General features: G+C 70.4%; 23 protein-coding genes. 13 read left to right on the top strand and 10 right to left on the bottom strand.

Translation table 11 applies throughout. The annotated features are described in order from the left end of the window. Positions 1-42: 42 nt before the first annotated feature. Positions 43-1,575 carry an efflux RND transporter periplasmic adaptor subunit gene (locus tag ACQP2T_RS37495; protein ID WP_433509625.1) on the top strand — a complete coding sequence of 511 codons (1,533 nt, stop codon included), beginning with the start codon at positions 43-45 and terminating at the stop codon, positions 1,573-1,575. A gap of 79 nt (positions 1,576-1,654) precedes the next feature. On the opposite strand, the gene ACQP2T_RS37500 is transcribed toward ACQP2T_RS37495, so the two are convergent. From ACQP2T_RS37500 to ACQP2T_RS37520, 5 genes are all read right to left on the bottom strand, one after another. Further along, a complete protein-coding gene (locus ACQP2T_RS37500) occupies positions 1,655-3,181 on the bottom strand; it encodes an alkaline phosphatase D family protein (RefSeq protein WP_433509626.1) in 1,527 nt (508 codons plus the stop codon). Positions 3,182-3,246: 65 nt separating this feature from the next. After that, a complete protein-coding gene (locus ACQP2T_RS37505; RefSeq protein WP_433509627.1) occupies positions 3,247-4,929 on the bottom strand; it encodes a hypothetical protein in 1,683 nt (560 codons plus the stop codon). After that, a complete protein-coding gene (locus tag ACQP2T_RS37510; protein ID WP_433509628.1) occupies positions 4,922-6,703 on the bottom strand; it encodes an HSP90 family protein in 1,782 nt (593 codons plus the stop codon). The genes ACQP2T_RS37505 and ACQP2T_RS37510 overlap by 8 nt, the downstream gene beginning before the upstream one ends. Before the next feature lie 68 nt (positions 6,704-6,771). Further along, positions 6,772-7,353, bottom strand: coding sequence for an HAD family hydrolase (locus ACQP2T_RS37515; RefSeq protein WP_433509629.1), 582 nt, complete (start codon positions 7,351-7,353; stop codon positions 6,772-6,774). Further along, the gene (locus tag ACQP2T_RS37520) at positions 7,350-8,168 is read right to left on the bottom strand and encodes a hypothetical protein (protein ID WP_433509630.1); all 819 of its coding nucleotides are present in this window, start codon (positions 8,166-8,168) and stop codon (positions 7,350-7,352) included. The genes ACQP2T_RS37515 and ACQP2T_RS37520 overlap by 4 nt, the downstream gene beginning before the upstream one ends. A 160-nt stretch (positions 8,169-8,328) precedes the next feature. On the opposite strand from ACQP2T_RS37520, the gene ACQP2T_RS37525 reads away from it, so the two are divergent. Then, positions 8,329-8,607, top strand: a complete 279-nt coding sequence (locus ACQP2T_RS37525; protein ID WP_433509631.1) for a helix-turn-helix domain-containing protein — start codon at positions 8,329-8,331, stop codon at positions 8,605-8,607. A gap of 26 nt (positions 8,608-8,633) precedes the next feature. Here the strand turns inward: ACQP2T_RS37525 and ACQP2T_RS37530 are convergent, their stop codons facing one another. Then, positions 8,634-9,434, bottom strand: a complete 801-nt coding sequence (locus tag ACQP2T_RS37530) for a hypothetical protein (RefSeq protein WP_433509632.1) — start codon at positions 9,432-9,434, stop codon at positions 8,634-8,636. A 141-nt stretch (positions 9,435-9,575) separates the two neighbouring features. Between ACQP2T_RS37530 and arfB the strand changes: the two genes are divergently transcribed. After that, positions 9,576-9,983: an alternative ribosome rescue aminoacyl-tRNA hydrolase ArfB gene (gene arfB, locus ACQP2T_RS37535; RefSeq protein WP_433509633.1), complete on the top strand. Its 408-nt coding sequence runs from the start codon at positions 9,576-9,578 to the stop codon at positions 9,981-9,983. Positions 9,984-10,130: 147 nt separating this feature from the next. On the opposite strand, the gene ACQP2T_RS37540 is transcribed toward arfB, so the two are convergent. Further along, positions 10,131-10,694 (bottom strand): NADPH-dependent FMN reductase, encoded by a 564-nt coding sequence (locus tag ACQP2T_RS37540; RefSeq protein WP_433509634.1) that lies wholly within the window; start codon positions 10,692-10,694, stop codon positions 10,131-10,133. A gap of 117 nt (positions 10,695-10,811) precedes the next feature. On the opposite strand from ACQP2T_RS37540, the gene ACQP2T_RS37545 reads away from it, so the two are divergent. Further along, on the top strand, positions 10,812-11,768 hold the full coding sequence (locus ACQP2T_RS37545; protein ID WP_433509635.1) for an aldo/keto reductase: 957 nt from the start codon (positions 10,812-10,814) through the stop codon (positions 11,766-11,768). A 24-nt stretch (positions 11,769-11,792) separates the two neighbouring features. On the opposite strand, the gene ACQP2T_RS37550 is transcribed toward ACQP2T_RS37545, so the two are convergent. Beyond that, complete coding sequence (locus tag ACQP2T_RS37550) at positions 11,793-12,713, bottom strand: acyl-ACP desaturase (protein ID WP_433519880.1); 921 nt, start codon at positions 12,711-12,713, stop codon at positions 11,793-11,795. 131 nt (positions 12,714-12,844) lie between these two features. Here ACQP2T_RS37550 and ACQP2T_RS37555 point away from each other — a divergent pair, with 131 nt between their 5' ends. Next, positions 12,845-13,264 (top strand): NUDIX domain-containing protein, encoded by a 420-nt coding sequence (locus tag ACQP2T_RS37555; RefSeq protein WP_433509636.1) that lies wholly within the window; start codon positions 12,845-12,847, stop codon positions 13,262-13,264. Here the strand turns inward: ACQP2T_RS37555 and ACQP2T_RS37560 are convergent. After that, a complete protein-coding gene (locus ACQP2T_RS37560; protein WP_433509637.1) occupies positions 13,227-13,850 on the bottom strand; it encodes a hypothetical protein in 624 nt (207 codons plus the stop codon). The two genes, ACQP2T_RS37555 and ACQP2T_RS37560, sit on opposite strands and share 38 nt — an antisense overlap. 42 nt (positions 13,851-13,892) lie before the next feature. Further along, on the bottom strand, positions 13,893-14,681 hold the full coding sequence (locus ACQP2T_RS37565; RefSeq protein WP_433509638.1) for an HAD-IIA family hydrolase: 789 nt from the start codon (positions 14,679-14,681) through the stop codon (positions 13,893-13,895). Between the two features lie 53 nt (positions 14,682-14,734). Between ACQP2T_RS37565 and ACQP2T_RS37570 the strand changes: the two genes are divergently transcribed. The 8 genes from ACQP2T_RS37570 (at position 14,735) to ACQP2T_RS37605 (ending at position 23,666) form a co-directional block, all read left to right on the top strand. Next, positions 14,735-15,925 (top strand): M20 metallopeptidase family protein, encoded by a 1,191-nt coding sequence (locus ACQP2T_RS37570; protein WP_433509639.1) that lies wholly within the window; start codon positions 14,735-14,737, stop codon positions 15,923-15,925. Positions 15,926-15,940: 15 nt separating this feature from the next. Then, positions 15,941-16,903, top strand: a complete 963-nt coding sequence (locus tag ACQP2T_RS37575; RefSeq protein ID WP_433509640.1) for a zinc-binding alcohol dehydrogenase family protein — start codon at positions 15,941-15,943, stop codon at positions 16,901-16,903. Positions 16,904-17,052: 149 nt separating this feature from the next. Beyond that, positions 17,053-18,876: an ABC transporter substrate-binding protein gene (locus tag ACQP2T_RS37580; protein ID WP_433509641.1), complete on the top strand. Its 1,824-nt coding sequence runs from the start codon at positions 17,053-17,055 to the stop codon at positions 18,874-18,876. Positions 18,877-18,879: 3 nt separating this feature from the next. Beyond that, positions 18,880-19,887 carry an ABC transporter permease gene (locus ACQP2T_RS37585; protein WP_433509642.1) on the top strand — a complete coding sequence of 336 codons (1,008 nt, stop codon included), beginning with the start codon at positions 18,880-18,882 and terminating at the stop codon, positions 19,885-19,887. After that, positions 19,884-20,789 carry an ABC transporter permease gene (locus tag ACQP2T_RS37590; RefSeq protein ID WP_433509643.1) on the top strand — a complete coding sequence of 302 codons (906 nt, stop codon included), beginning with the start codon at positions 19,884-19,886 and terminating at the stop codon, positions 20,787-20,789. Before ACQP2T_RS37585 ends, ACQP2T_RS37590 begins: the two co-directional genes overlap by 4 nt. A gap of 2 nt (positions 20,790-20,791) precedes the next feature. Further along, positions 20,792-21,781, top strand: a complete 990-nt coding sequence (locus tag ACQP2T_RS37595; protein ID WP_433509644.1) for an ABC transporter ATP-binding protein — start codon at positions 20,792-20,794, stop codon at positions 21,779-21,781. Next, positions 21,778-22,788, top strand: a complete 1,011-nt coding sequence (locus tag ACQP2T_RS37600; RefSeq protein WP_433509645.1) for an ABC transporter ATP-binding protein — start codon at positions 21,778-21,780, stop codon at positions 22,786-22,788. Before ACQP2T_RS37595 ends, ACQP2T_RS37600 begins: the two co-directional genes overlap by 4 nt. Continuing rightward, positions 22,785-23,666, top strand: a complete 882-nt coding sequence (locus tag ACQP2T_RS37605; RefSeq protein ID WP_433509646.1) for a GNAT family N-acetyltransferase — start codon at positions 22,785-22,787, stop codon at positions 23,664-23,666. The genes ACQP2T_RS37600 and ACQP2T_RS37605 overlap by 4 nt, the downstream gene beginning before the upstream one ends. The last annotated feature ends 14 nt before the right edge of the window (positions 23,667-23,680 follow it).

Here is a 23,680-nt window from a genome sequence, read left to right on the forward strand (position 1 = left end):
TCGCAGCCTCGTACCCATCTGTTCACGCCATGATGGGCCTTCATGAGATCGACTATCCCGCCGAAGGCGCTCAAACTCGGCGGGCTCGCCCTGGCCGTCCTGGTGGCAGGCTCCGGCCTGGTGCTGGCGCTCCGTGACGATTCGGAGCCCGCCGCCCAGGTACGGCTGGCGGCGGCCAAGCGGGGCGTCGTCACCGCCTCGGTCACGGCCGCGGGCAACACCGTGGACGGCTCGCGGCGTGACCTGGGCTTCGGCGGCTCCGGAACGGTGACCAAGGTCTACGTCAAGGTCGGCGCCAAGGTCAAGAAGGGGCAGGTGCTGGCCCGGGTGGACAGCCGGGCGGCCCGCGAGGGCTACACGGCCGCCACCGCCGACCTGGCCGCCGCCGAAGAGGCCCTCGACACCGCCTCGGCCGCCGCCACCAGCACGGCCTCGTGCGCGCCGAGCAGCGGCGGCACGTCCGCCTCCGTCGCCGGGGCGGTCGCCGCGAAGGGCGCCTTCGGACCTTCCGCGGTTCCTGTCGTGGACGCCGGCCCCACCACTACGCTCACTCCGGGCACGACGCCCACCCCCCGGCCCACCTGGACGCCGACCCCGGAGCCCACGCCGAGCGGCCCCGAGCCGCAGCCCACCGTCACGGTGACCGTCACGGCCACGGCGACCGTCACCGCGACCGTCACCGCCACACCGGAGGGCGGCCGGCCATCGGCCTCGCCGACCGGCACCTCCACCGGCAAGCCGTCCGCCAAACCCACCGGGAAACCCACGGGCAAGGCCACCGGCAAGCCCACAGGAAAGGCCACCGGGAGGCCCACGGGCAAGCCGTCGACCGGCGCCTCGGGCCGGCCGACCGGGAAGGCCACGCCCGGAACCCGCCAGTCCCAGGGCGGCAGCCCCTGCGCCGGCACGAACGGCAAGGGCGGCATCAGCGAGGACCAGGCCAGTGCGAACGTCGACCGCGCCCAGGCCGCCCTCGAACAGGCCGCCGACGCGGTGCGCGGCACCCGGATCGTGGCCCCCGCGTCCGGCACGGTTCTGTCGGTGGCGGGATCGGTCGGCGACACGACTGGCACCAGTACGTTCATCAGCCTCGGCGACCTGAACGAGCTCCAGGTCGACGCACTGGTCACCGAATCCGACGTGAACAAGCTCAAGCTCGGCCAGCAGGCGAGCATCACCCTGGCCACGCGCGGCGCGCAGAAGTACCAGGGCACGGTCACCCGCATCGCGCCGACCGCGACCGTGAGCGACCAGCTCGTCCGCTACTCGGTGACGCTCGCCTTCGACCAGCCGCCGCGCGGGCTGATGCTCGGGCAGACCGCCTCGGTGTCGGTGACGACGGGCACGGCCAATGACGGGATCTACGTGCCCGCCGAGGCGGTGAAGAGCCGGGCCGACGGTACGAGCGTGGTCACCGTACGCTCGGGCGGACGCGATGCGGTACGGGCGGTGCGCACCGGGGTGCGCGGAGACCAGTACGTGGAGATCACCTCGGGCCTGAGCGAGAGCGACCAGGTGGTCATGGCGGACAGCGGCACGGGCGAGTTCCCGGACGACAGCTGGCCGGAGAGCTGACGACCCACCGGCCGGGCCACATGGGGTGGCTCGGCCGCTTCTCCGTTGAGCGAACCCTCAGCCGTTTGACAGCGAACGTTCAGGCTCGGGCTCGGGTGGTGGCCGGGATGGTGAGGCTGTGGGCGGTCTTGGCTGGAGCGCCCTTGCGGGAGATGTAATCCAACGTCCGGAAATCCACCGAAATATCGTCACGAGTGACCTTGGCCATCAGGTAGCCCCGCCGCTGGTCGATGTAGGAGATGTGCGGGTTCTCCTGCAGCGACTCGGCGATCCACGTCCGGTCCCGGTACCCATCCCCGTCGCTGGCGATCGACGACGTCACCAGTTCCTTGGCCACCACGGGCGAGTCGGGGTCGTCGAAGTCCGTCTTGAGGTCGGCCAGGTGGTGCATGTGGGCGTCGCCGGTCAGCACGACCGGGTTCGAGGTGCCGGACAGCGAGCCCAGCAGCCGGGTCCGCTCGGCGGCGTACCCGTCCCACGCGTCGAGGTTCACCTCGCGGCCCGGCCCCACCTTGTAGTCGCGCTGCGCCATCAGGATCTGCTGCCCGAGGAGGTTCCACCGGGTGCCGGAGCCGCGCAGGCCGTCCTCCAGCCAGCGCCACTGGTCGGCGCCCAGCAGCGTACGCCCGGCCGCCAGCCGCTCGTCGCACCCGGCGCGTACCCCGTCCAGGCACGCCTGGTCGTCACGGAACTGCCGCGTGTCGAGCAGGTGGAAGCGGGCCAGCGACCCCCAGGAGACGCGCCGGTTCACCCGTAGCACCGCGCCCTGCAGGCTCTCCCTGCGCAGCGGCATGTTCTCGTAGTACGCCCGGAAGGCGTCCGCCCGGCGCCGGGTGAAGTGGGGAGCGTCGGTGCTGGAGACGGACCCGGCCCAGTTGTTCTCCACCTCGTGGTCGTCGAAGGCCACCAGCCACGGCGCCACCGCGTGCGCCCGCTGGAGGTCGTGGTCGCTCTTGTACTGGGCGTGCCGCAGCCGGTAGTCGGCCAGCGTCTCGCACTTGCCCGGTGTGTGCGTACGCACCCGGCCGGCCAGCGCGGTGTAGCCGCTGGGACCGTACTCGTACATGTAGTCCCCGAGGAAGACCACCAGCTCGGGCTCCTGCTCGGCCAGCCGCCGGTAGGCGGTGTAGTAGCCGTGCTCGTAGTGCGCGCACGCGGCGACCGCGAACCTCAGCGGCACCTCTCCCGTGGGCGTGGTCCTGGTACGGCCGGCGGGCGAGAGCCTGCCCTCGCTCTTGAACCGGTAGAAGTAGTCACGCCCCGGCTCCAGGCCCGCGACCTCGACGTGGACACTGTGAGCGGCGCCCGGCCGCGCCTCGGCCGTACCGGACTTGACGATCTTCGAGAAGCGCTCGTCGGTGGAGACCTGCCAGTCGACGTCCACACCACGGGAGGGCATGCCGCCGCGACCGTCTCCGGCGAGGGGGTTCGGGGCGAGCCGGGTCCAGAGGACGAAGCCGTCGGTGGACGGATCTCCGGAGGCGACGCCCAGGTTGAACGGGTCGGATTTGAGGGTTCTGGTCTGCTGGAATGAGGCTGCTGCTGCCTGCTGGGATGGCGCGAGGAACGTCACTGCCGCCGCGGCGAGGAAGGATCTGCGGTCCACGGTCCAGGTATGTCCACCTCGACTGACAGGGTTGTGACAGTGGAGTCAAGGCTGGATGAACAGCGTCAGTCCTCCTGCTCCGTCTCTTCTCGCAGTCCTTCCAGAAGCTCGCGGGCCCGCACGGCGCCGATCTGATCGTCGAGGGCCAGATAGGCGTCGAGGGCTTCCTGGCAGCGTTCGGCCGCGGCCTCGTAGCGCTTGGCCCACTCGAGGGCGACGGCCTCGTCGTAGCCGAGCCCGGCCAGCTCCCAGACCGCCTCCCGCCATTGCCCCGTGTCCGGCTGCCCCGTGCCCGGCTCCCCCGCCTCCGACGCCGCGGTCAGGGCGGCTCTGGCTTGGGCGTACGCCTCGCTGATCTCGGCGAGGTCGTCGCTGGCGAAGTAGACGCACTTCGCGCGCAGCCTCATGGCGCAGCCTGCGGCGAGGAGCTCGCCGGCGTTCCGGTAGAGGTCGGCCGCCACCGCGTACGCCTGTACCGCCTCCACGTCCAGATCGAGGTCGGCCAGCTCCTTGGCCGCCTCCATGGCCGCGGCCGGGTCGCCCGCCTCGCGCAGGGCGGCCTGTCCGGCGTCGTGTTCGCCCATCTCGAACAGCGCGCGGATCGCCGTACGGCTGTCGGTGTCCGCCGGGTCGATCCGTCCGTCCGGCTCGCCGCGGCGGACATTCGGGAGGAGAGGGAGGTGGGCGACCAGCGGCTCGGCCGCCAGGGTGGCCGCCACGCGACGCGTGTGGACGTCGTCGCCGTTTCGGACGTCGAAGCGGGCGGCGATCTCCCGCGCCCCGGCCGCCAGCTCCGCGTGCAGCTCCGGCACGGGCACGTCACGGCCGGCCCGCCGTACGGTGAGCCCGTCGTGGCCCGTCTCCATCAGGCGGCGCAGCACCAGCGCGGCGCCCGTCATGAACGAGCGGGCCTGCGCCGGCGACGGCGGCCGCTCCAGCAGCGGCAGCTCCCGCTCCAGGATCTCCAGCCCGCGCGTCTCGTTCCCGGTCAGCGCGCAGAATTCCAGGTGGTCGCCGATGTCGTCCAGATATCCGATCTGTCCCTGCACGATCCGGTACGCCCGCCGGTGCGCCTCCGCGGCCTCGTCCAGATGCCCGGTCTTGAGGTACGGCGTGAGCAGGGTGCACAGGATGCTCTGCGGCTGCACTCCGCAGGTGAACGTGCCCGAGACGACCGGCCCGCCGACGGCCACGGCCTCCTCGTACCGGCCCAGCGACGCCAGCACGTACGCCCGGCCGCCGAGGTCGCAGGCGCGGCAGTCGGACAGGTCGTCGCGCGGCGCGGTCTCCCAGCGGTGCAGCCACTCCTCGACGCCCGGCTCGTCGCCGAGGTGGAGCGCGACGCGGCAGCGCTGCGCGTACACGGCCTGGGGCGCCCCGGCCTCGCGGTAGCGCCGCTCCATGTCGTCCAGCGCGTCGAGCGCCCGCCGCAGCGGGATCTCCGGGAACCTGCGCATGTCGTTCATGATCCACTTGAACTGCCAGAGCACCCTGCGCGCCTGCCACTCGGTGAACCGGCCGGGCTCGGCGTCGTAGGCGGCCACGGTCCGGGAGAAGGTGGCGAACGACTTCGCGGGCTCACCGCCGTACTGGTACGCCTGGGTGAGCGCGAGCCGCGCCGCGATGGCCGGCTCCGGCTCGCGCAGCGCCTCGGCCTCACGCAGCGCCCGCTCGGCCAGCACGGTCCTGGCCTCCCCGTACGGCAGGCGCGCCGCCTCCGCCAGCAGCGTCTCGACCTGGTCAGTCATGCGTGCCCCCCTGCACGGCCCAGTCGAGCAGGCCGAGGAACGAGCGGTTGAGCGCCGCGGTGTCGGCGGGCCGCAGCGGGTGGTGCCCGTGGAGCAGCGCCATGCCGTACAGCGCCTCGACCGCGGTGGCGGCCAGCGTCAGGTCCGGCAGCCCGGTGACGCGGCGGACCAGCGGGTTGCGGTGATTGAGCACCAGCCTGGGCCGGTCCACCGCCAGCGTGCGCTCCATCGCGCCGAGCACGTCGGCCCAGAGCTCGTCCCCCAGGTCGCGGGCCTCGCGCAGCTCCGCGTGGTGCTGGGCCGCGCGGCTGGTCAGGTAGAGGGCGGGCAGCGAGGCCGGGTCGAAGTCGCGCAGCACCACCTCGCAGCCGAGCGGGTCGAGCACCCGCCCTGCGGCGCCGAGGAAGGGGCGGGCGCGTAGTTCCGCCTCGGGGTCCGCCGGGCCCAGGTGGGTGACCAGCTCACTGGGGTCGAGGCGGGCCAGCCGGGCGTCCGGGTCGACGCGGGTGAGGCGCGGCAGGATCTCGCCGTCGTAGACGTAGCCGCCGTTGACCAGGCCGACGCCCTGCGCGCCGGAAACGGCCGCGAGCTGGCGGAACTCGTCGACGCTGGTGGTGTAGCGGCCGTTCGGGTGCCTCGTCCTGAACTGGGCGAGTGTCATCCGCCCGGCGCTGGTCTCATACTCCAGCCATTGATCGACCAGCCTGAGCATCTCGTCGTCGTGCAGGGCCAGAGCCTTGACGCCCAGGTGGTGCAGGCCCAGGAAGGCACGCAGGCCGTCGGGGTCGGTCTCGGCCAGCCGGACCAGCCAGGCGCGCAGCTGGCGGCCGAGCTCCAGGCGGGTGTGTTCGAGGAGGTCGTCCTCGTAGAGCGCCTCGCGGCTGGCGGTGGGCCGCAGTTCGGCCGCGTCGACGACGCAGCGGGCGAAGAACGCCCACTCGGGCAGCAGGCCGTCGGCGCTCTCGGTGAGGAGCATGCGCTTGAGGTAGACGCGGTGGCCGCCGCGGACGGCCGGGTTCGCCGGAGTGGGCAGGATGTAGGCCACGCCGGTGAGCCCGGCTTCGGGGACGTGGAGGTCGACGACGTCGAGCGGCGTGAAGCCGAACAGCTCCGCGCCATGCTTTTGCAGGAAATTCCGTCTCATCGCGGGAGAGGCGTGCTTTGTCTGCCAGGGCGGGGCACCGACGGTGGTGCGGCGGCCGTTCACGGTGACATCGATCGGCAGGAGCGAGCCGTACAGCTCCGCCAGTTCGGTGATCGTCCGCTCCGTCACCCACTCGGCGGCGTCCGGCCGCGCCGCGAGGGTGACCGTGGTGCCCGGCTCGTCCCGCTCCTCCCCCGCCGGCGCCACCTCGTAGCGGCCGTCGGAGCGTCCGGTCCAGAGCACCGTCGGGCCGCCCGTCGCCGACCTGGTCCGCACGCTGATCTCGTCGGCCACCAGGAAGCCGGACAGCAGGCCGATGCCGAACTGGCCGAGGAACTCGTGCCGGGCGAAACCCAGCTCGTCGCGCTTGGAGGAGCGGCCGATGGTGGCCAGGAGCACGTGGACCTCGTCCTCGGTGAGGCCGATGCCGGTGTCGTGCACACTGAGCCGCCCATCGGCCACCTCGATGGTCACCGTGGCGGGCGCCTCCGGGTCGGCCGCCCGGCGTGCGGTGATCGCGTCGGCCGCGTTCTGGAGGAGCTCACGTACGTACACGCGGGGGCTCGAGTACAGATGGCGGCTGAGCAGGTCGACCACGCCGCGCAGATCGACATTAAACGCGCTTTCCATTTGAAACACCATAAATCACATAAGACGTAATCCGCCGCTCGATTAACGCGCCTCACGCCTTGAGCACCTCACGTCTTGAGCGCCTCCCGCAGCGCCTCGGCGGAGGTGAAGCGGACGCCTGTCATGCCCGCACGCTCGGCCCCGGCCACGTTCTCCGCCCGGTCGTCGATGAACACGATCTCGGCCGGGTCGGCGTCGAGATCGGCCGCCATCCGGTCGAAGATCTCCCGGTCCGGCTTCACCAGGCCCATCCTGCCGCTGTAGAAGCGGTGCTTGATGTTCGCGATCCAGGGCAGCCCGTCCAGGCCGTCGGCCAGGCAGGCGGGCGCGTTGGACAGCAGGGCCACGTTGCCGCCGTCGTCCAGGAGATCGTTCAGGATGGCGACCGTCCCCTCGTCCGGGTAGGCCCAGCTGGCCACGTCCATCGCGACCAGCCGGGCGATCTCGGCGATGGAGGCCGGCCGGCCGAGGACCGCCGACCAGTAGGCGGCCGGGGACAACGCCGCCCGGTCGAACTCCAGGCGGTGCTCCCAGTAGCCCCGCTTGAACGCCTCGGGATCGGCGTTCACCGCCTGGGCCATCTCGTCGGCGTCGGACTCGGACTGGGGCAGGGACAGCACGTTGCCGTAGTCGAAGACAATCCACGTCATGGCAGGAATGGTCGCAGATGCGGGTCGAGCGCCGGGCAACCCAGGTATTTCTCGGCGGTGTGGAAGTCGATCCAGTCGAGATTGACGAGTTCCTCGACGTCCACGCCGGTGAAACTGCCGCACAGATCGGGTGGGATGGCCGCGATGTCGTCTTTGTCGGCGATGTTCACCCAGCGCTTGACGCCGGCGGGCCGGCTGCCGAGTCCGTTGATCGGGGCGGGCAGGAGGCGCTCGAAGACCACGTTGCGCATGCCCAGCGGGCTGCCGAGGGTGATCAGCAGGTCGACCTCGAGGTCGGGGTTGGCCCAGAGCGTCTCGTAGGCCACGACGCTGCCCAGCGAATGGGCGATCACCACCCGGGGGCTGTGCTTCCTGATCGTGTCACGGACCGCCTCCTGGCACCTCTCGCGCCGGGCCGGGTCGGTCAGGTAGGCCGCCACCTCCGGCGCGAACAGCGACGCGAACGCCGCCGACCTGCTGTCGAGCCGGGCCAGCAGCCACCCGGTGAACAACTTGAGCGCTCCGGTGAAGCGCTCCCCCAGGCCCATGTTCCTGGCCCAGTCGACGAGCACCTGGTGGGCGGAGCCCTGCATGGCCGCGAACGCCTGCGGGCCCTCCTTGGGCCGGCCGTCGTGCAGCAGATGGGAGAAGTAGGCCACCTCGCTGAAGTACGCCCGGCCCTCTCCCCCGAGCGCCGCCTGAAGGTAGCGGTCCCACTTGAGGCGCATCGCCTCCGCCGCCCCGGTCGCGGAGTTGCCCGCCGCCACGTAGTAGTTGTACTTGCCGATCCCATGCACGCCGACGATGCCCGCCACAGCGCCCTCCCTGTTTCCCCGTGATTCCAGGCGATGGTGACACACCTCACTTGCAGATGGTTTGCTGGTTTAGTCTTGCCTAAAGGTTTAGGTAGAGCTAAAGTTGAGTCACCAGGAACCGACCGCTGAGAGCGAGACCGAGATGGCCTTTCGCCGGAGCATGCCTGACGAGGTGAGCCCGGGCGGTCTCGCCCAGGACGCCGTCGACGAGATCACTTGGTATATGCGCGAACACAAGGTCTCGCGGGCCGATCTGGCCGCCTCGATGGGCGTGTCGCCGGGCCGGGTGAGCCAGATCCTGTCGGGGGACGAGAATCTCACGCTCCGCACTCTCGGCGCCGTGGTCAAGGCGCTCGGCGCCCGCATCGAGTTCACGCTGAGCGAGGCCGAGGAGGAGTCCATCCTGCTCGTCGAGGAGCCTCGCGGCTCTCATGGGTGAAACCTGAGCAGCCTGAGCGGCGCGGCTCATGGGTGAGGTCTGAGCGGCGTGGCGATTCGCGACCGCGCCGGCGGTACGAACCTGGGCAGCGACCGATACCCGCTCCGATAGGCCGAGGCCAGCAGCCGCAGCACGTCGTTCTCGGCGTCATGCCGGAGGATGCCGTGCAACCGGGTCAGATCATTGATATAGCGCTCATACCTGGCCAGCCGCGTGTGCCGGGAGCCGCGCAGCGCGGTGATCACCTTGGACCGCGACGCCCCGTCCTCGACCAGCGCGGCCACGTCCAGCCGCCGCTCGATCGCGTCGAGCCTGGCGTGCACCCGCTCCTTCCTGCGCTCCTCCACCGAGAGCCGCTCGCCGATGCGCTCGTGGTAGCGGTTGGCGGCCAGGCTCAGCTCGTAGACGCTCCACGAGTCATCGACCCGCTTCTCGCACCAGACCCGCTGGTCCTCGGCCATCGCCTGGTCGAGCTTGGCCAGCAGCGACACCAGCCAGAACGTCGCCGCCTCCTTGGCCAGCGAGCGCCGGTCGTCCTCGCGGGAGCGCACCTGGCTCAGCCACAGGCCGCCGGGCGCGACCGCGCCCAGCACCGTGGACAGGTAGTTGTTCAGCAGCTCACCGCCTACCAGCGCCACGGCCGAGGAGACCAGCCCGGTCAGCAGGATGATGACGACCGCCAGCCACCAACCGCCGGGCCCGAACGGCCGGCCCTTGCCCTGGCAGCGGAGTAAGAGGAAGCCGGTGGCGGAGGCGATGGCCAGGGGCACTGTCAGAGCTATCTGCGTCGCCGTCACGTGCACCAGGGCCACCTGCGCTGCCGTCACGTGCACCACGGAATTCGGCCTCCCCCACAGATCGTTCATTCCATAGTCGCAGCGCCGTCTGTGATTGAAAATCCCATTGCTTTGGGCATATGTCGCTCGGATACGGTTACCTTCCACATCGAAGAACAGGAGCACCCCGCCATGCCCGGCCCGCTGGTCGTCAATGACTCGGTCGTCATCCCCGACGCCGAGCTCGTCTGGCGTTTCTCCCGTTCTTCAGGCCCGGGCGGCCAGGGCGTCAACACCACGGACAGCCGGGTGGAGCTCGTCTTCGACGTGTCGGCAACCACGGCGCTGCCGCCGGAGCTCAAGGCCCGCGCCCTCGACCGGCTCGGCTCCCCCACGATCACCATCGCCGCCTCTGAATACCGCTCCCAGCTGCGCAACCGCGAGGCCGCCGAGCAGCGCCTGGCCCAGCGCGTCCGCGAGGCCATCGCACCCCCGCCCAAGCGCCGCCGCGCCACCAAGCCCAGCCGGGGCTCGGTCGAGCGCCGCATCGCCACCAAGAAGCTCCGCTCCGACGTGAAACGCCTGCGCCGCAGCCCCTGACCCGCCTTGGCTCGGGTCTGTACGGAAGGACCTGCCGAAGGTCGTCGCCTGCTGTTGGACGACGCCGACGTGGCGGGAGAGCTCCTCGATCTCGTCGATCAGCGGCGTCGCCCGCATCGCGGCGGCCGTCGTGGACCGGAGCCGGGACTATGCCGAAGGGCCTGCCAGGACGAGCCGGGGCGTGAACACGGGCCGCGTCCTGTGCGGTACGGGGCAGAGCTGGCCGACCACTTCCCGCACCTGGTCGCGCAGGTAGAGCGCCGTCAGACGGCCCTGGTCGTCGAAGTGCGGGCAGGTGGGCGAGAGCACCAGCTCCGTGCCCATCACGACCGCGCCCGCGCCGGTGAGCTCCTTGAACAGCTCGGCCTGCGCCCACATGGCGCCGCAGGCGCGCACACTGGCGCTCATCACGGCGACGTGCTTGCCCGCCAGGCGTCCACTGCTCGACATCCAGCGCAGCGCGTGGCCCAGCTCAGCCGGGAGCAGGCTGTGCTCGGGCGCGGTGATCAGCACCGCGTCGGACTCGTCCAGCGTGCGCAACAGGCCCCCGACCTGCTCCGGTACGGGACCGAGGGAGTGAGGCGGGACCGTGCCGAGCCCCCGCCAGCACTCCAGGCGCGCCCCCCGGGGCAGCTCACCCTCCATTGCCTCCAGCAGCCTGGTGATGAACGATCCCGCGTGGAGGCTCGCGGCGATCCCGAAGATTTTCACCCTTCACTCCCAAGGATGTTGATGTGTGGCCCGTAGTCGGGAACCTTCCCGATGTCGCGGATGTCCAAGACCATCTCCGGGTCAAGAGGGGGCACGGGCTTAACGGATGATGGGCCGATGGAATACGTACGCGTGGGAATGTCGGGCCTGAAGGTGTCGCGGATCGGCCTGGGCATGATGAGCTACGGCGACCCGGCGGACTCTCCCTGGTTCCTGCCCGAGGAGGCCGCCGAGCCGATCGTGCGCCGGGCGGTGGAGGGCGGGGTGACCTTCTTCGACACCGCCGACATGTACTCCGGCGGGGTCAGCGAGGAGATCACCGGCAGCCTGCTGCGCCGGCTCTTCGACCGCCGCGAGGACTACGTACTGGCGACCAAGGTCGGTTACCCCATGGGTAAAGGGGTCAACGATCGCGGGTTGTCGCGCAAGCACATCCTGGACTCGATCGACGCGTCACTGCGGCGGCTCGGCACCGACCACGTGGATCTCTACCAGATCCACCGCTGGGACGACGAGACGCCCGTCGAGGAGACCATGCGGGCGCTGGACGACGTGGTCAGGGCGGGCAAGGCCCGCTACATCGGGGCTTCACTCATGTACGGCTGGCAGCTGGCCAAGGCGCGGCATGTGGCGAAGGCGGCGGGGTTGACCAGGTTCGTGGCGATGCAGACCCGCTACAACCTCGCCTACCGGGAGGAGGAGCGCGAGGTGCTTCCCTACTGCGCCGACCAGGGGCTGGGCGTGCTGCCGTACAGTCCGCTCGCCCGTGGCCTGCTGGCCGGCGGGGAAGGGCGGGCCACCACCAGGGCGGCCCACGAGGACCGCGCGCCCGAGAACGACGGCGTCGTGGCGGCGCTGCGGGCCGTCGCCGGGGAGCGCGGCGTGCCGCCCGCGCGGGTGGCCCTGGCCTGGCTGCTCGGCAAGGGCACTGTCGCCGCGCCGATCGTGGGGGCGACGCGCCCCGGCCACCTGGACGACGCGCTCGCCGCCGTGGACCTCGTCCTCACCCCTGACGAGGTCGCCCGCCTGGAGGCCCCTTACCAGCCGCGCGAACCCTTCGGCTACGGCTGGTGATGGGCGAACGGCCCGGACTCTCGGTCAGCGCTGGGCGGCGCGAGCCTTGCGTTCGGCCCGGCGCTCGACGAACCTGGCCGCCGTCGTCTCGGTCTTGGCCAGGAACGCGGCCAGCTCCTCCCGGGCCTGCTCCCCGCCCGCGTCGAGGCCGGTCTTGTCGAACACCGACCACTGCTTCAGCACCGGCATGAGCACGTCGTCGAGGTGCAGGCGCAGGTCGTAGATGCCCTCGTTGGCGATGATCATCGCCTTGCGGGTGAAGCCCTCGATGCTGGAGCCGGGCATCTGGAAGGTCTTCACGACGTCGGTCACGGCGCGCATGGTCTGGTTGGGGTCCAGCTCGAAGGCGGCCTTGAGCAGGTTGCGGTAGAAGAGCATGTGCAGGTTCTCGTCGGCGGCGATCCTGGCCAGCAGCCGCTCGCAGCCCTCGTCGCCGGAGGCCCGGCCGGTGTTGCGGTGCGCGATGCGGGTGGCCAGCTCCTGGAAGGAGACGTAGGCGAGCTGCTCCAGCATGGTGCCGTACTCGGTGGCGAAGCCCGACTCCATGTGCGTCATGCGGGCGCGCTCCAGCGCGACCGGGTCGACCGCGCGCGTCACCGTGAGGTAGTCGCGGATGGCGACGCCGTGCCGGCCCTCCTCGGCGGTCCAGCGCCCCACCCAGGTGCCCCACGCGCCGTCACGGCCGAACGTCGTGGCGATCTCGTGGTGGTAGCTGGGCAGGTTGTCCTCGGTGAGGAGGTTGACGATGAGCGAGACCCGGGCGGCCTCGGGCAGCTTCGAGTCGCCGTCCTGCCAGGCCTCGCCGCCGTAGACGCCGTCGAAATCACGGCCTTCGCTCCACGGAATGTACTCGTGCGGGAACCACTCTTTCGCCATCGCATGGTGGCGGTCGAGCTCCCCGGCGACCACGGGCTCCAGCTCGTGCAGAAGTTGCGTCTGCGTCATCGCCTTCAAGATCGTCTCCCTGTAGGTTACGGTACCGTAAGTTAGGCTACCCGAAGGTCATACCGGCCAAATAGGGTGGTCGTATGCGACCGAGTGTCCGTGGTGTCCTCCTTGACCATGACGAGCAATTAGTGATCTTCCGTCGGACGGTGCCGGGGCGCCAGGTCTACTGGTCGGTGCCCGGCGGCCACGTCGAGCCCCAGGACGCGACCCTGGAGCACACGCTGCACCGGGAGCTGCTGGAGGAGCTGGGCGCGACGGTCTCGGGCGTGACCCCGCTGACCACGGTCACCTATCCGTGGCAGGGCGAGGTCAAGACTCAGCACGTATTCGGCTGCCGCCTGATCGACATGGACCCGGCCCTGCGGCACGGGCCCGAGTTCGAGGACCCGTCGCGCGGGGTCTACGAGGTCGTACGGCTGCCGCTGCGGGAGGCTGAGATCACCTCCCGGCACGTCGTCCCCGAGGCCGTGGCCGCCTACCTGTCGGCCAACATCAGCGCGCTGCCGCGCCTCATCGGCGGTCCTCGATCTCCCACAGATGGTCGATGACGTGCCAGGCGGTCCGCCGTACGGCGTAGGCGGGCGGCCAGCCGGTGGTCTGCGGCGGCTGCCAGGGGCGTGACAGCACCTCGGCCAGCTCCTCGCGCATGGCGTCGCGGTCCGCCGGGCTCTTGTAGGGCTTGTGCCGTACGCCCACCTTCCGGGCGTAGGCCCGCTCCGCCTCCGCGACGTGCGCCACGACCTTCGACAGGTCGCGCCCGCCACCCCGCGGCCCCTTGCGCAGGTCCTCCGGCGACTCGGCGGCGACCTCGTCGAACAGCTCCCAGGCGGCGCGCAGCAGCGTCACCCGGCGGCCCGCGGTCTCGGCGTCGACCGGCTCCTGATCGAGCTCGGGGACCGCGAACGGCGCGCCGAAGTCGGTCATCTCGCTGCCCGGCTCGCGGGCGACCACCACGGGATCGCCCGGCTCGAACGGCAGCCCGGCCCGCTCGGCGATCACCCGATAGCGCGGCGCGTAGTCCACGAGCAGGTCGATGGCCGCCTCCTCACCCTTGGCCACCCGGCACCAGCCGGGCCACTCCAGCGAGCAGGCGAAGACCTTCTTGGGGCCGACCTCCAGGTAGATGTGCGTCATACGGGGCACCTTGCCAGGCTTACCTGCCAACCTGTGTCAGGTTCAGATCAGGTCGATGAGATCCGCCACCGAGTCGACGACCAGCGACGGCCGGAACGGGAAGCGGTCGATCTGCTCGCGCTGGGTGACGCCGGTGAGCACCAGGATCGTGTAGAGACCGGCCTCCATCCCGCACACGATGTCGGTGTCCATCCGGTCGCCGATCATCGCGGTGGTCTCGCTGTGCGCCTCGATCTCGTTGAGCGCGCTGCGCATCATCCGCGGGTTGGGCTTGCCGACGAAGTAGGGCTCGACGTCGGTGGCCTTGGTGATCATGGCGGCGACCGCGCCGCAGGCGGGCAGCGAGCCCTCGGTGGACGGGCCAACCGGGTCCGGGTTCGTGGCGATGAAGCGGGCGCCGCCCTCGATGAGGCGGATCGCCCGGGTGATCTGCGTGAAGCTGTAGGTACGCGTCTCGCCGAGCACCACGTAGTCGGGGTCGAGGTCGGTCAGCACGTAGCCGATCTCGTGCAGCGCCGTGGTCAGCCCGGCCTCGCCGATCACGTAGGCGGAGCCGCCCGGCCGCTGGTCGTCGAGGAACTGGGCGGTGGCCAGCGCCGAGGTCCAGATCGACTCGGCGGGCACCTCCAGACCGGAGTTCGCCAGGCGAACCGACAGGTCCCGCTGGGTGTAGATGGAATTGTTCGTCAGCACCCGGAATTTCTTGCCGGACTCGCTGAGCCGCTTGATGAACACATCCGCACCCGGGACGGGCCGACCCTCGTGTACGAGAACGCCGTCCATGTCGGAAAGCCAGGAGTTGATCCGCTTACGCTGAGTCACGCGGCCCATCGTACAGAGTGTCCCTTATCGACTTCCCGACCAGCACATGAAGAATGTTGTTCATGTCGTTCACTGAATCCGCGCGGGACCTGCGGGACGAGCTCGTCCGGCTGCGTCAGTCACTGCACACCACCCCTGAGATCGGCCTCGCGCTGCCGCGTACCCAGGAGAAAGTCCTGACGGCGCTCGACGGGCTGCCCCTGGAGATCACCACCGGGAAGGCGCTCAGCTCGATCACCGCCGTACTCAGGGGCGGCCGGCCGGGTCCGGCGGTGCTGCTGCGCGGCGACATGGACGCGCTGCCGGTCACCGAGCGCAATGATCTGCCCTACCGGTCGCAGATCGACGGGCAGATGCACGCGTGCGGCCACGACCTGCACACCGCCATGCTCACCGGCGCCGCGCATCTGCTGAGCGCGCGGCGGGCGGAGCTGGCCGGGGACGTCATCTTCATGTTCCAGCCGGGCGAGGAGGGTCACGAGGGCGCCAAACACATGATCGAGGAGGGTGTGCTGGACGCGGCCGGTGCGCGGCCGGTCGCCGCGTACGGGATGCACGTCGTCTCCTCCATGCTGCCCCCGGGCCTGTTCGCCTCCCGGCCCGGGCCGCTCATGGCCGCGGCCGACGTGTTCGAGGTGACGGTGAAGGGACGCGGCGGGCACGGCTCCAGCCCGCACCGCGCGCTCGACCCCATCCAGGCGGGCTGCGAGATGGTGACGTCGCTGCAGGCGATGGTGACCAGGACCTTCGACGTGTTCGACCCGGTCGTGGTCACGGTCGGGTCCTTCCACGGGGGCACGGCCGACAACGTGATCCCGGACGAGGCGCGCTTCGAGGCGACGGTGCGCACGTTCTCACCGGGCAACCGGGAGCTGGTCAAGCGGCGGCTGGTGGAGGTGGTCGAGGGCGTCGCGGCCGCGCACGGGCTGTCGGTCGAGGCGTCGTTCGGCATGGGCTACCCGGTCACCGTGAACGATCCCACCGAGGCGGACTTCGTCTCCAGGACCGCCGAGGAACTGTTCGGGCCGGGGCGCTACTTCGTCTCGCCGCAGCCGGTGATGGGGTCGGAGGACTTCTCGTACGTGCTGCAGGCCGTCCCCGGGGCATTCGTCTTCCTGGGGGCGTGCCCGCCCGACCGCGACCCGGCCACGGCGCCGTACAACCACTCCCCCGAGGCGCGGTTCGACGACTCGGTGCTGCCGGACGGCGCCGCCCTGTACGCCTCCCTGGCGCTGTCCCGGCTGGCGTCCTGAGCTGAAGGGGGCCCGATGAAGGCATGGATTCCGGATCCGGACCGGCTGCTGGTCATGGTGGACAAGCCCATGCCGGAGCCGGGCGTCGGAGAGGTGCTGGTCCAGGTCGAGTCCTGCGGGGTGTGCCGGACCGACCTGCACCTGGTCGAAGGGGACCTGCCGCCCCGCCACCCCGCGATCTCGCCCGGCCACCAGGTCGTCGGGCGCGTGGTCGGCGGGGACGGGGACGTCGGGCAACGGGTGGGGGTCGCGTGGCTCCGGTGGACCTGTGGGGCCTGTCGCTACTGCCTGGACGGTAAAGAAAATCTTTGCCTTTCGTCGGCCTACACCGGGTGGGATGCCGACGGCGGTTACGCGGAGTATCTGACGGTGCCCGCCGCCTACGTCTACGCCCTGCCCGAAGGGGCGCCCGCCGAGAAGCTGGCCCCCCTGCTGTGCGCCGGGATCGTGGGCTATCGGGCGCTGCTCCGAGCCGACCTGCCGGAAGGCGGCCGGCTCGGGGTCTACGGGTTCGGCGCGTCCGCCCACCTGACCGCGCAGGCGGCCATCGCCCATGGGGCCGTCGTCCACGTGGTCACCAGGTCCAACGCCGCCAGGCAGCTGGCCCTGGAGCTGGGCGCCGCCTCCGCCGGGGACCGCCCGCCCGAGCCGCTGGACTCGGCCATTCTGTTCGCGCCCGTAGGCGATCTGGTGCCCGTCGCGCTGGCGGCGCTCGACCGGGGCGGCACGCTCGCCGTGGCCGGAATCCACCTCACCGACATCCCCACGCTGAACTACGAGCGCCACCTTTTCCAGGAACGGACGCTACGGAGCGTGACCGCCAACACCCGGGCCGACGGACGGGCCTATCTCGACCTGTCATTCGGGCGTCCGCCGCACGTGATGACGACGCCCTATCCCTTCGGCACGGCCGCTTCCGCGCTCCGCGATCTGGCAGATGGGCAGGTCAACGGGGCTGCGGTGCTTATGCTGGGCTAATGGCGCCGAGCGCCATCGACATGGGGCATGAAGGAAAGTTACATTAGCCTCACAACACCTGGAGATTATTGACGTGACCTGTGCGTGACCGTAGGGTCCGGCTAATCCCACGCGATCCTCAACAGGTCCGACACTCCCCGGAGCGGTACATGAAGCGACTAGCAGCGGTAGTAGCGTTGCTGGGCCTGGCCACTGCCACAGCGTGCAGCAGTGGCTCCACCAACAAGTCCAGCTCGGGCGGTGGTGGCGGGCTCTTCACCACGATCGACGTCAACCGGCCCGGCCTCGACGCCTCGGCGCCGGCCAACCCGTACAACCCCAAGGGCAACTCCTTCTCGGGCTTCAACGCGATGCGCATCGCGTGGGTCAAGAACCACCTGACGGACCCGAACCAGGCTCTGCCCGGCATCGCGGCGAGCTGGGAGATCGCGCCGGACAACTCCGCGATCACGCTGAAGCTCCAGCCGAACGCCAAGTGGTCCGACGGCAAGCCGGTCACCGCCGAGGACGTCAAGATGTCCATCGGCATCGCCTACACGCAGGGCAGCACCGCCTTCTCGGTCACCCCGGGCGCGGCGGGCACCGCCGCGGAGATCACGGTCGTCGACCCGCAGACCTTGAAGATCACGCAGGACATGGCGAACCCCAGTCCGAAGTTCGCCCGCGGCGTGCTCGACACGGCCGTCCTGCCCGCCCACGTGTGGAGCAGCGTTCTTCCCGCGGACTTCTGGGACAAGCTCAAGGCCGCCCGGGGTGACGGCGCGGCGGCGGAGGCGGCTCGCACGGAGATCACCGCCATCGGCCAGAAGGTGATCGCCTTCGCCCCGCCCAAGGACGTCTCCGCCGGCCCGTTCGTGCTGGAGCGGGTCAACCCCGGAGAAGCCCTGCTGGTCAAGAACAAGAACTTCTACAACGCCGCCAACGTGGCCCCGGCGCAGGTGAAGTTCCTCAACTACACCGGCAACGAGCAGATCTGGAACTACCTCACCGCCGGCAAGCTCGACCAGTCCGGGTTCGTCGCCGCTCCCACGGACGTGATGAACCGGATCAAGCAGGGCCCGGGCAACGAGGTCATCAAGGGCTACTCGCCGGTCGCCGTGAGCATGGCCTTCAACCAGTCCAAGAAGCCCTATGACAACGTGCACGTGCGCAGGGGCCTGGCCTACCTCATCGACCGCGACCAGGTCACCAAGGTCGCCTCGCCCGAGGGCGGCACGCCGGCCGTCACCACCAGCGGCATCCACCAGAAGGCCGCGCAGGCCTGGATCCCCGACACGCTTCCGAAGCTCGACCCGTACAAGCCCGACGTGGCCAAGGCCGAGGCGGAGTTCAAGTCGGCCGGGCTGACGAAGAAGGACGGCAAGTGGACACTGGCCGACGGCAAGCCGTGGAAGGTGTCCATGCACGCGCCGGCCGGCTTCTCCGACTGGCTGTCGGCGCAGGAGAACATCAAGAGCCAGCTGATCAAGGCCGGCATCGACGCGGAGATCCAGACCAGCCCCGACTACCCCGTCTACCTTGAGGAGCTGGCGGCCGGCAAGTATGACGTGGGCTTCTGGCTCATGGCGCTCGGCCCGGCGCCGTACGACATCTTCCAGCGCCTCTACGGTGCCTCCAACGGCTGGACCAACGTCGCGGGCAAGATCGAGCACTCCCCGGCGGGCAAGAACGGCAACTGGATGGGCGGCCCCGAGCAGATCGACGTCAACGGCACCAAGATCGACCCGGGTGAGCTGACCGGCAAGCTGAACTCGGCCAACGAGGAGGCGGCCAAGCCGATCATGGCGCAGCTGGCGACGGCGGCCAACCAGGACCTGCCGGTCATCCAGCTCTGGGACTACGTCAACAACCAGTTCGTCAACAACAGCCGATTCACCGGCTGGCCCCACGATGACGAGATCCTTCGTCTCGGCACCGGCGTTCTCGCCTCCGGTGTGTGGATCCAGCTCGGTATGGTCAAGTCGAAGCAGTAACTTATGACGCTTATCGCACGACGACTCGCGGGCCACCTGGCCCGCGGTTTCGTCATGATCATCGTTGTCGCCACGATCAGCTTCTTCATCATCAACAACATCCCGGGCGACCCCATGGCGGCCCAGTACGACAAGCTGCTCCAGAGCGGCATGTCTCCTGAGGCGGCCACGCAGGCCGTCAAGGTGTTGTACGGGTTCCAGCCGACGGGCTCGCTGTGGCAGCAGTACACCGACTACATCGGCGGGCTGCTCCACCTCGACCTCGGCACCTCGGTCAGCCGCCCGGGCCAGCCCGTGCTCAGTGTGCTCGGCGAGGCGACCAAGTGGACCATCCTGCCGGTGCTGGGGGGCACGCTGCTCAGCTTCCTCGTCGGCGTCATCCTCGGCGTCTACGCGGCCATCAAGCGCAAGAGCAAGCTGGGCGACGCCCTGGCCATCTCCGGCTCGCTGCTGCACGGCATCCCGCAGTATGTGCTGGCGATGCTGCTCGTGGTCATCTTCGCCACGCTCATCCCCATCCTGCCCGCCGACGGGCCGGTGGACATCATGTTCGAGCCGGGCTTCAACGCCGGCTACATCGGCTCGCTGGCCGAGCACGCGGTGCTGCCGATCGCCACCTACGCGCTGTCGGCCTACGGCGGCTGGGTGCTGGCGATGAAGTCGAGCGTGGTCACCGTGCTCGGCGACGACTTCATCCTGGCGGCCGAGCTGCGCGGCATGAAGCGCTCGATCATCTTCCGCTACATCGCGCGTAACGCGATCCTGCCGCTGTTCACGATCCTGGCCCTGTCTCTGGGGCTGCTCCTCGGCGGCGCGGTCTTCATCGAGAAGATCTTCAACTATCCGGGACTCGGGTGGCTGCTCATCGACAGCATCAACACCCGCGACTACGCGCTGATGGGCGGGGCGTTCCTGCTGATCACCGCCTCCGTCATCGTGGCGAACATCGTGGCCGACCTGTTCTACACGGTGATCGACCCACGGGTACGCAGCGGAGAGGACTCGACATGAGCACCGTGCTGATCCCTGAGACGGCCTCCGCCGCCGCGACCATGCGCCGTAACTTCTGGCTCGGCGTCTGGCGGGTGATGAAGCGCAAGCCCAGCCGGCTGGCCGGTGTGATCATCGTCGCCGGCTTCGCGTTCATGGGCGCCTTCGGGCCGATGTTCTATCCGGCCCAGCTGCCGGACGACTCCAACGCCATCACCCAGGCGCCGAGCTGGGCGCACTGGTTCGGCACCGATCCCCAGGGCAGGGACGTGCTCGCGCTGGTCATCACCGGCTCCCGCTACGTCCTGCTCAGCGCCGCGGTGACCGCGGTCATCACGGTGGTCTTCGGTACGACGCTCGGCCTGTTCTCCGGGTTCAAGCGGGGCCGCTGGGACAGCGTGCTCATGCGGATCACCGACATGAAGCTCACCATCCCCGGCCTGCCACTGCTGCTGGTCCTGGCGATGGTCTGGAAGTTCGGCAGCCCGATCCAGATGGGCCTGGTGCTCGGCCTGCTCGGGTGGGGCGGGGTGGCGCGGGCCGTCCGCGCCCAGACGCTGTCCCTGCGCGAACGCGGCTTCATCGAGGCCGCGCGCGGGCTGGGCCTGTCCACGAGACACATCATCGGCAAGGAACTGCTGCCCAGCATGGCCCCGTACATCGCGATGAACATGCTCATCGCGGTCACCGGCGCCGTCTACGCGCAGGTAGGCCTGTTCTTCCTGGGCGTTCTGCCGTACGAGGCGAACAACTGGGGCGTGATGCTCAACCTGGCCGTGTTCCAGGCGGGCGCCATGATCACGCCGAACGCGCTCGGTTACCTGCTGGGGCCGCTGCTGGCGATCCTGCTGCTCACCCTTGGCATCGTGCTCGTGGTCGACGCCATGGACGAGATCTTCAACCCCCGGCTGCGTGAGGAGTAGCGGTGGCGGACCAAGCGCCGGGAGTGCGCATCGACGGCCTCACGGTCGTCTACAAGACGCCGGCGGGCGAGTTGCCCGCCGTACGCGGCATCAGCCTGACCCTGGAGCCCGGCACGATCACCGGCATCGTCGGCGAGTCGGGATCCGGCAAGTCCACGCTGGCCCTGTCCCTGCTCAACGCGGTGCAGCCGCCGGGCAGGATCGCGGCGGGCAGTGTGGAGATCGACGGGCTCGGCGACGTGGTCGGGCTCGCGGGCGAGGAGCTGCGCAAGGCCAGGGGCGCCCACATCGGGTACGTCTTCCAGGCCGCCCAGAACTCCCTCAACCCGCTCAAGACGGTCGGCAAGCAGCTCCTCGACCTGGGCCGCTCGCACGGCGTCGAGGACCTGCCCGGCCTGGTCCGCGAGGCCAGGGAGTTGCTGGGCCGGATGGGCCTCGACGGGGCCAGGGTGCTGGACTCGCACCAGCACGAGTTGTCCGGCGGCATGCGGCAGCGGGTCGGCATCATGCTGGCGCTGGTGCTCAACGCGCACCTGGTGGTGCTGGACGAGCCGACGACCGCGCTGGACATGATCACCCAGGCGAACATCCTGAAGATCGTCCGTGAGGTGCACGCCGAGCGCGGCCTGACCACCCTGGTGATCACGCACGACATCGGCGTGGTGGCCGAGGTGGCCGACCGGCTCGCGGTCATGTACGGCGGACGCCTGGTGGAGCAGGGGCCCACCAGGGAAGTCCTGGGCGCGCCCCGCCATCCCTACACCAGGGGCCTGATCAAGGCGATCCCCCGGCTGGTCGGCGACATCGACGAGGCCCGCGCTCTGCCGGGGCGGCCGCCGACGCTGGTGACGGTGCCCAAGGAGGGCTGCGTGTTCAGGGAGCGCTGCTCGCTGCGGATGGACGTGTGCGACACCGTCGATCCCTCGGTGGTGGCGGACGGGGCGAGGTTCGTGGCCTGCCACGCGGTGACGGTGAAGGAGCACGCTTCGTGATTACCGGGACGGGCATCACCAAGACGTTCAAGCAGCGCGGCAACATGCTCGGCAAACGGGAGGTCCCGGCGCTGCGCGGCGTGGACTTCGCGATCGCCAAGGGCGGGTCCGCGTCGTTCATCGGCGAGTCGGGCTGCGGCAAGACCACGCTCGGGCGCATCATCGCCGGGCTGGAGAGCTACGACGCGGGCGAGATCGCGATCGACGGGACGCCCATGTCGCCGCTGAAGGTCAAGCAGCGGCAGCCGCACTTCCGCAAGATCCAGATGATCCACCAGGACCCCTACTCGGCGCTGAACCCCACCCGGACGATCTACCAGACCCTCCAGGCGCCGCTGGCGCTGCGGGCCGGGCAGACCGGCCGGCCCAAGGGGTGGATCGACGAGCGGGCCGCCGAGGTGCTGTCGCTGGTCGGCCTCGACCCCGGAACGGTCCTGTCGCGCTACCCGCACCAGCTCTCGGGCGGCATGCGGCAGCGCGTCGTGATCGCCCGCGCGCTGACCGTCGACCCCGAGATGCTCGTCGCCGACGAGGCGGTCTCGATGATCGACGTGTCGCTGCGGCTCGGCATCCTGGCGCTGCTGAAGGACCTGCGCGAGCGGCTGGGCGTCAGCGTGCTGTTCATCACGCACGACGTGGCCACCGCGCGCTACATCGGCGGCGACGGCGAGCTGTACGTGATCTACCGCGGCCAGGTCGTGGAGCGCGGGCCGGTGGACACGATCATCGCCGACCCGGTGCATCCGTACACGCAGTCGCTGCTGTCGGCCATCCCCGTCCTGCACGGGCTGGAGCGGCCCGGTGAGGAGCCGGTGGTGCCGCTGGAGCCGCTCGCCGCCGACCAGTCCGACGGCGGGTGCCTGTTCGCGCCCCGGTGCCCGTTCCGGGGTGACGGGTGCACGAGCGAGCGGCCGCTGCTCCAGGTGACGGAGGGCGTACCTCAGGAGCACGCCTGCTACTACCCGCGGCGGCGCAGCGTCATCGCGCGCCCGATGAGCGAGGTGTGACCCCGGTGACCCGGCAGGGCGACGCCACCGACCTCGCGGCCGCCGCGGAGGTGGCGCGGGCGGCGCTGACGCTGGACGGCGGTGAAGGGGCGGCCCTGGTCGAGCGGCTGGCGCGGCCCCCCGCCGGTCGGCGCTGGACCGCCCTGGTGATGGACGGCGGGGTCGTCATGGCCTCGGTGTCCGCCAAGGATCCGGCCGTCGGGCACCTCGATCTGCTGGCCGTACACCCTGACGCGCGGGGGCGGGGGCACGGCCGGGCCCTGGTCGGCGCGGCCGAGGAGTGGCTGCGGTCGGAGGGGGCGAGGCAGGCGCGCTTCGCCGGGAATCCGCCCTGCTACGCCTGGCCGGGCATCGACGTGCGCTACACCGCCACCGCGTGCCTGGCGGAGAGCCTCGGCTACGAGCGTTATCACGTGGCCTGGAACATGACCGCCGACCTCGGCGCGGACCTGTCCGTCGAAGAGGAACTGGTACGGCTGGCCGAGGCCGGAGTGAGCGTGCACGCGGCCTCGGCGGAGCGGGGGCACGCGGCGGACCGCGAGCGGGTCGCCGCCTTTGTGCGTGAGCACTGGAACGAGAACTGGGCCTGGGAGGCCGCCAACGCCGCCGGGCTGCACTACGCCGAGCGCGACGGGCGGATCCTGGGGTTCGCCGCCTGGGGGGCGCGGCCCGCGTGGTTCGGGCCGATGGGGACGGCGCCCGAGGCGCGCGGGCTCGGCGTGGGCGGCGTGCTGCTGCGCCGCTGCCTGGCCGAGATGCGCGCCGCCGGACTGTCCAGCGCGCAGATCGGCTGGGTCGGGCCGCTGCGGTTCTACTCGCGCGCCGTGGGCGCGCGGGCCGAACGCGTCTTCTGGCTCTATCGACGCGATCTGGCGTGATGTCGCACGCCGGT

This window comes from Nonomuraea sp. CA-143628, from assembly GCF_050942315.1.
In the GTDB taxonomy this organism is placed as follows: Bacteria; Actinomycetota; Actinomycetes; order Streptosporangiales; family Streptosporangiaceae; genus Nonomuraea.

Bases quoted from the DNA above. Each gene is read 5' to 3' on its own strand.
- ACQP2T_RS37495 (WP_433509625.1), top strand. From the start codon at position 43: ATGAGATCGACTATCCCGCCGAAGGCGCTCAAACTCGGCGGGCTCGCC.
- ACQP2T_RS37505 (WP_433509627.1), bottom strand. From the start codon at position 4,929: ATGACTGACCAGGTCGAGACGCTGCTGGCGGAGGCGGCGCGCCTGCCG.
- ACQP2T_RS37510 (WP_433509628.1), bottom strand. From the start codon at position 6,703: ATGGAAAGCGCGTTTAATGTCGATCTGCGCGGCGTGGTCGACCTGCTC.
- ACQP2T_RS37515 (WP_433509629.1), bottom strand. From the start codon at position 7,353: ATGACGTGGATTGTCTTCGACTACGGCAACGTGCTGTCCCTGCCCCAG.
- ACQP2T_RS37525 (WP_433509631.1), top strand. From the start codon at position 8,329: ATGCCTGACGAGGTGAGCCCGGGCGGTCTCGCCCAGGACGCCGTCGAC.
- arfB (WP_433509633.1), top strand. From the start codon at position 9,576: ATGCCCGGCCCGCTGGTCGTCAATGACTCGGTCGTCATCCCCGACGCC.
- ACQP2T_RS37545 (WP_433509635.1), top strand. From the start codon at position 10,812: ATGGAATACGTACGCGTGGGAATGTCGGGCCTGAAGGTGTCGCGGATC.
- ACQP2T_RS37550 (WP_433519880.1), bottom strand. From the start codon at position 12,713: ATGACGCAGACGCAACTTCTGCACGAGCTGGAGCCCGTGGTCGCCGGG.
- ACQP2T_RS37560 (WP_433509637.1), bottom strand. From the start codon at position 13,850: ATGACGCACATCTACCTGGAGGTCGGCCCCAAGAAGGTCTTCGCCTGC.
- ACQP2T_RS37565 (WP_433509638.1), bottom strand. From the start codon at position 14,681: ATGGGCCGCGTGACTCAGCGTAAGCGGATCAACTCCTGGCTTTCCGAC.
- ACQP2T_RS37570 (WP_433509639.1), top strand. From the start codon at position 14,735: ATGTCGTTCACTGAATCCGCGCGGGACCTGCGGGACGAGCTCGTCCGG.
- ACQP2T_RS37575 (WP_433509640.1), top strand. From the start codon at position 15,941: ATGAAGGCATGGATTCCGGATCCGGACCGGCTGCTGGTCATGGTGGAC.
- ACQP2T_RS37580 (WP_433509641.1), top strand. From the start codon at position 17,053: ATGAAGCGACTAGCAGCGGTAGTAGCGTTGCTGGGCCTGGCCACTGCC.
- ACQP2T_RS37585 (WP_433509642.1), top strand. From the start codon at position 18,880: ATGACGCTTATCGCACGACGACTCGCGGGCCACCTGGCCCGCGGTTTC.
- ACQP2T_RS37590 (WP_433509643.1), top strand. From the start codon at position 19,884: ATGAGCACCGTGCTGATCCCTGAGACGGCCTCCGCCGCCGCGACCATG.